The sequence below is a fragment of the Paenimyroides marinum genome, assembly GCF_900108395.1.
Classification (GTDB): domain Bacteria; phylum Bacteroidota; class Bacteroidia; order Flavobacteriales; family Flavobacteriaceae; genus Flavobacterium; species Flavobacterium marinum.
On sequence record NZ_FNXE01000016.1, the window covers coordinates 55441 to 61440 of the forward strand.

Here is a 6000-nt window from a genome sequence, read left to right on the forward strand (position 1 = left end):
ACTAAATCTTTAAATCAATGAAAAAGCTTATTCTAACATCTTTTTTGTTTTTGATATTTGCCTGTCAAGGACAAACTTCAGAGAATTATAAAAGAATCAGTGGAAATAATTCTTGGGGATTTGTTGATGAAAATGAAAAAGAAGTCATTCCTCTTGGAATCTATGAATTTCTTAATCCTATTGATGAAAAAAATATGATTTTAGCCAAAAAGAATGGCAAAGACGGTTATATAGATATTCATCAAAATATTCTGATAGCTTTTGACTACGATGATTTAGGGGTGTTTACTGATAATGGATTAGCTCCTGCTACAAAGGATGGAAAAAGTGGTGCAATTAACCGAAAAGGAGAAACAATCATTCCGTTCGTTTATGATGAAGTGAATTATTTTTATAAATCAGGGTTGGCAATAGTTCATAAAAACGGAAAATACGGTTTTGTAAATAACCAAGGTGAAGAAATTATTCCTTTAATTTATGAAAAAGTAGACCAATCAATGGTTGATGAAGTAGTAATAGTATCAAAAAACAAAAAATGGGCTTTTTTTGCAAATAATGGTGAGCAATTGACCAAATTTCAGTTTGACAAAGTAATTGATTTACCAATTAGTAACGAAAAGTCACATTATTCTACATATTTTAAAGGTGGCTTAGCAATAGTATATTTAGAAAACAAACCACAACTAATCAATAAAAATATGCAGGTTATCGTTCCTGTAGGAAAATATGACTATATAGAATCTCTAAATAAAAATGGCTTTGGGATTGTAGCAAAAAACAATAAATATGGAATCATAAACAATCAAGGACAAGAAGTAATTCCCTTAGAATACAATAAAATTGAACATCCAAAAAGATATTCAAACATTCTTGAGCTGTTTGTATTAGAAAAGAACGGAACTTTACAAATATTTGATGAAAACATAAAACCCATAAAGCAAAATATTTTAAGTTATACTTGGGACAAGATTGATTTAGGTGATTATTATATAGATGTGCTTTTACTAAAAAACAACCAGAACAATTATGGGATAATGACTGAAGAAGGTAAAAATGTAATTCCTTTTGAATTTGAAGAACTACAAGCTTTCGATGGAGAGGAAACAACCATTGCAAAAAAAAACGGAAAATATGGTATAATAAATTTCAAAAATCAAAATTTAGTTGCTTTTGAAAATGATGAAATTACCTCAAGTAAGTTTTCTGAAACCTATATAGTTAAACATCAAAATAAATTTGGAATATTAGACAAACAAGGAAATAAAATTATTGATTTTGTTTTTGAAGACATACAACCTTGTTATTACGATGAAAACAATAAATTTATTATAAAAAGCAATGGAAAATACGGGATAATAGACTTATCTGGTAAAGAAATCATACCTACCGAATATGATGAAATATCCAATTGGGTTGAATACGGACCCGAAGCTCATTTTGTAAGTAAAGACAATAAAAAAGGAATGTTTTCAAAAGAAGGAAAACAACTAATTCCAATAGTTTACGACAAATTAAATTACTTTACAAATAATCTTATTATCGTTTCTCAAAATAAAAAATATGGAATTATAGACATCTCAAACAAGAATGTCATTCCTTTAAAATATGACAAAATATATCTTGATTGGTATAAAATTTATTATGAAAATCAAGAACCTGAAATTTACGTATTGAAAGACAAAATATATTCACAACTTGACAAAAACAACAAACAAATAAGAACTAATATCCCAAAAAATGAAATTAAAGAAAAGTTCGAGTATTACATTAAAGAATAGAATTGGTCTGTTGAAGTTGAAACCACCAAAAACACATAACTTTACCATATGTTATTAATCATTTCAAAATTTTGGGTACCAAAAGGATTTTCGGGAATTACCATTTTTCCGTTTGTTTTTGTACGCGATAAATTTTGGACAGAAAACAATCGTTTTGTCAACCACGAAAAAATCCACATTCGGCAACAATCAGAATTACTGATTCTTCTGTTTTTTATATGGTATTTTGCAGAATTTCTGATACGATGGATACAATTTAAAAACAAGAAACAGGCTTACAGAAACATTTCGTTTGAACGGGAAGCTTATACCAACGAACAAAATTTGGATTATTTGAAAAACCGCAGATTTTTTTCTTTTATAAATTACTTATGATCGTTCCTCAACAACCATCTTTCAATCAAAAAATAGATTTTGAAAATCCTCACAAAATAGAACTTTACATCAAAAGGGAAGATGTGTTGCACGCTGAAATTTCGGGTAATAAATTCCGCAAGCTCAAATATAATCTGGCAGAAGCCAAACGTTTGGGATATACCAAATTACTGACTTTTGGTGGTGCGTATTCCAATCACATTGCGGCAGTTGCCGCAGCCGGACGAGAGTATGGTTTTGAAACAATAGGAATAATTCGCGGCGAAGAACTAGCGGATAAATTTTTGGAAAACCCTACCTTAAAAAAGGCGTATGAAAACGGAATGCAGTTTGAATTTGTAACCCGAACACAATACCGTGACAAAAACAATCCGCAGTTTTTAGCGTTTTTGCAACAGCAATTTGGCGATTTTTATTTGATTCCTGAGGGCGGAACCAACGAATTTGCCGTGAAAGGCTGCGAAGAAATCCTGACCGAAATAGACAAAATATTCGATTTTATTTGCTGTGCGGTTGGAACAGGCGGAACCATTTCGGGGATTATTAATAGTTTACAACCTCATCAAAAAGCTTTGGGCTTTCCTGCATTAAAGGGTGATTTTTTGTTTGAGGAAATCCGAAAATATGCCAAAAACGATCGTTGGAATTTGATAACTGATTATCATTTTGGAGGTTACGCTAAAATAAATGAGCAATTAAAGCAATTTATGCGTTATTTTTCTGAGAAATATTTAATAACTTTGGATCCTGTATATACATCCAAATTAACTTTTGGTGTAATTAATTTGATATCAAAAGGTTATTTTAAACCACATTCAAAAATATTGATAATTCATACTGGAGGTTTACAAGGACTTCAATCCAATATTGCGGAGTTATGAAAAGATTTTTAACGATTATTCTCACAGGATTTATGCTGGTAGGATGCAGTGCGGCACACAATACCAAAGTACGCGAAAAAATTAGCGAGGAATACGGGAATGGCACCCCTAAAAGAAAAGTTGTTGTTGTAAAAAAAACATCGGAAACTGTAAAAGAAAACAAAACCGTTGTTGAAAAACCAACAATAACAAAACCCCACAAACCACTTTTAGAACAAAATGACACCGAAGTTTTAATTGCTACTTCAAAAATCAGTGTTTCAAAAAATACCGTAGAAGATTATATTAGTTTATACGCTCCGGTAGCTATGCAGAGTATGAAAACGTACGGAATCCCGGCAAGTATCAAGTTGGCTCAGGGTATTTTAGAATCGGGATCCGGCAATGGTACCTTGTGTAGAGAAGCCAACAATCATTTCGGAATTAAATGCAAAGATGAATGGACAGGAGAAACCATTTCGCATACCGATGATGCTCCTGACGAATGTTTTAGAAAATACAAATCGGCATTAGAATCTTACAACGACCACTCTGAATTTATCGCACACCGCGTGTATTACAAAAATTTATTTACTTTAGATAAAAGCGATTATTCTGCCTGGGCAAAAGGATTAAAAAAGGCTGGGTATGCTACTGATCCAAAATATGCACAAAAATTAATCAGTATTATTGAACGCTATAAATTGTATGAATATGACCGTGAAGTCCTAAAAAACGGTTATGTAGCATCTATCCGCACAGTAGAACCCACAACCTTTGCAGAAACAATCTCAGATTACGTTGTACAACCGGGCGATACGCTGTATGCTATCTCACAAAGATTTAATTCTACAGTTGATAAAATCAAACAGTTAAATAATTTATCAGAAAACACGATTTCTGTAGGTCAACGTTTGATTGTACAGTAAATTTGTTGATACTTTCGTTATACCAAAATGAAATTATTCTTATTAAATATTGTATTGATTTTACTTACTTTAGGTTGTAAATATAAGGTTGACCATTCAGATCATCACAAAGAAAGAACCTTATTATTTCAATCAGAAATCGGCAATCAAAAACTCCGTAATCAATTATTAATTTTCGATTTAATGACAACGGAGAATCATAAAAAACTCTTAATCGAAATAAGCAACAGCAAAGAAACGATTTTTTCAGACACCTTAGTCATTGAGATGGCTGATGAACCATGGATAGAATTGCGTGACGTTAACGGAGATACAACAAAAGATCTTTTAATAGAATACCTAAGACCCGGACGTGGAAGCAATCAAGTCTCCATACTTTATTTGGTTAACGAAAAAGATCTAAAGCTAAACAAAGTGTCAAATTCTATATATTTTCCGAATTTAAGTTATGATGAAAAATTACATTATATTTCATCTCTTAGATTTTACGGAGATACTGTTGAAATGGACTTTTTAGAAATGAAATCTGACACACTTTCTCCAAAATATAATATCACTAAAGAAGACAATAAAGTTAGGGTTACGAAATTAAAAGATAACAATTGGATAGAGATCGGAGAAAAGACAATTGATAGCGATATAATTATTCCTGAAATAATAGCATTAGAACCCGAAGTGATCATCAGTACAAATTAAGAATTTTACATTATACAAAAAATGATTTACCAAAGAAGCAGCGAATTGTTCGTTGAAGCACAAAATTATATACCGGGCGGGGTTAATTCACCCGTTCGTGCGTTTAAATCGGTGGGTGGAACGCCTATTTTCGTTAACGAAGCAAAAGGAGCTTATTTATACGACGAAGACGGAAGAAGATACATTGACTACATCAACTCGTGGGGACCGATGCTTTTAGGACACGCCTACCAACCGGTTGTTGACGCCGTTATCGAGAAAACTAAAAAAGGGACATCGTTTGGAACACCAACGGAAATCGAGACCGAAATTGCAAAATTAGCCGTTTCTATGGTGCCTAATATCGATAAAATCCGTTTTGTAAATTCAGGAACCGAAGCGTGTATGAGTGCCGTTCGTCTGGCAAGAGGATTTACAAATCGAGAGAAAATCATCAAATTCCGTGGTTGTTATCACGGGCATTCCGATTCGTTTTTGATTGCTGCCGGAAGTGGGCTTTCTACTTTTGGTGTTCCTTCAAGTCCTGGTGTAACTAAAGGAACAGCACAAGACACCTTGTTGGCAAATTTCAACGATCTAAATTCTGTAAAAGAATTGTTTGAAGCGAATAAAAATGAAATTGCAGCCATAATCATTGAACCGGTAGCCGGAAATATGGGCTGCGTTCCGCCGGTAAATAATTTCCTGCAAAAACTACGTGAAGTGTGTGATGAAAACGGTGCTTTATTGATTTTTGATGAAGTAATGACCGGATTTCGTTTGGCAAAAGGCGGTGCACAGGAATTATTCGGAATAAAAGCGGATATCGTTTGTTTTGGAAAAGTCATCGGTGGCGGATTGCCGGTAGGTGCTTTTGCTGCACGCAACGAAATTATGGATTATTTAGCTCCTGTCGGACCGGTTTACCAGGCGGGAACCTTATCGGGGAATCCGTTGGCAATGGCAGCCGGGTTGGCAATGTTGCAAGCAATCAATACCGACACCGAACTATTTCATCGCTTAGAAGAAAAAACTGCTTATCTAGAAGCTGGTTTAAGAAAAGTTTTAACCGAAAATAAAAAAACATTTGTGATTAACAGAGTGGGTTCTATGATTTCGGTTTTCTTCTGCGAAAATGCTGTTGAAAATTACGAAGACGCTGCCAAAGCAGACACTCCGGAATTTAAAGCATTTTTCCACGGATTGCTGGAACGCGGAATTTACATTGCGCCATCTTCTTACGAAACCTGGTTTATTACTGATGCTTTGAGTTATGAAGATTTAGACGAAACGATCAAGGTAGTTACTGAAGTAACAAAATAAAAGAGGCTGTCTAAAAAGTCACAAAACGCAAAAATCCCGAAAATTTTCGGGATTTTTTTT

The 6000-nt window shown here is 33.5% G+C and carries 6 protein-coding genes; all 6 read left to right on the plus strand.

Going from position 1 to position 6000, the window contains the following annotated elements; translation table 11 throughout:
- The first annotated feature begins 17 nt into the window (after nucleotides 1-17).
- From BLW20_RS06945 to hemL, 6 genes are read left to right on the plus strand one after another with little or no spacing between them, the layout of a single operon-like run.
- On the plus strand, nucleotides 18-1778 hold the full coding sequence (locus BLW20_RS06945) for a WG repeat-containing protein (RefSeq protein ID WP_091098068.1): 1761 nt from the start codon (nucleotides 18-20) through the stop codon (nucleotides 1776-1778).
- A 48-nt stretch (nucleotides 1779-1826) separates the two neighbouring features.
- A complete protein-coding gene (locus BLW20_RS06950) occupies nucleotides 1827-2153 on the plus strand; it encodes a hypothetical protein (RefSeq protein ID WP_091098070.1) in 327 nt (108 codons plus the stop codon).
- On the plus strand, nucleotides 2150-3034 hold the full coding sequence (locus BLW20_RS06955; RefSeq protein WP_091098073.1) for a 1-aminocyclopropane-1-carboxylate deaminase/D-cysteine desulfhydrase: 885 nt from the start codon (nucleotides 2150-2152) through the stop codon (nucleotides 3032-3034). The genes BLW20_RS06950 and BLW20_RS06955 overlap by 4 nt, the downstream gene beginning before the upstream one ends.
- Nucleotides 3031-3942 (plus strand): glucosaminidase domain-containing protein, encoded by a 912-nt coding sequence (locus BLW20_RS06960; RefSeq protein WP_091098077.1) that lies wholly within the window; start codon nucleotides 3031-3033, stop codon nucleotides 3940-3942. Before BLW20_RS06955 ends, BLW20_RS06960 begins: the two co-directional genes overlap by 4 nt.
- A gap of 27 nt (nucleotides 3943-3969) precedes the next feature.
- Nucleotides 3970-4638: a hypothetical protein gene (locus BLW20_RS06965; protein ID WP_091098080.1), complete on the plus strand. Its 669-nt coding sequence runs from the start codon at nucleotides 3970-3972 to the stop codon at nucleotides 4636-4638.
- A gap of 21 nt (nucleotides 4639-4659) precedes the next feature.
- Nucleotides 4660-5940, plus strand: a complete 1281-nt coding sequence (gene hemL / locus BLW20_RS06970) for a glutamate-1-semialdehyde 2,1-aminomutase (RefSeq protein WP_091098084.1) — start codon at nucleotides 4660-4662, stop codon at nucleotides 5938-5940.
- The last annotated feature ends 60 nt before the right edge of the window (nucleotides 5941-6000 follow it).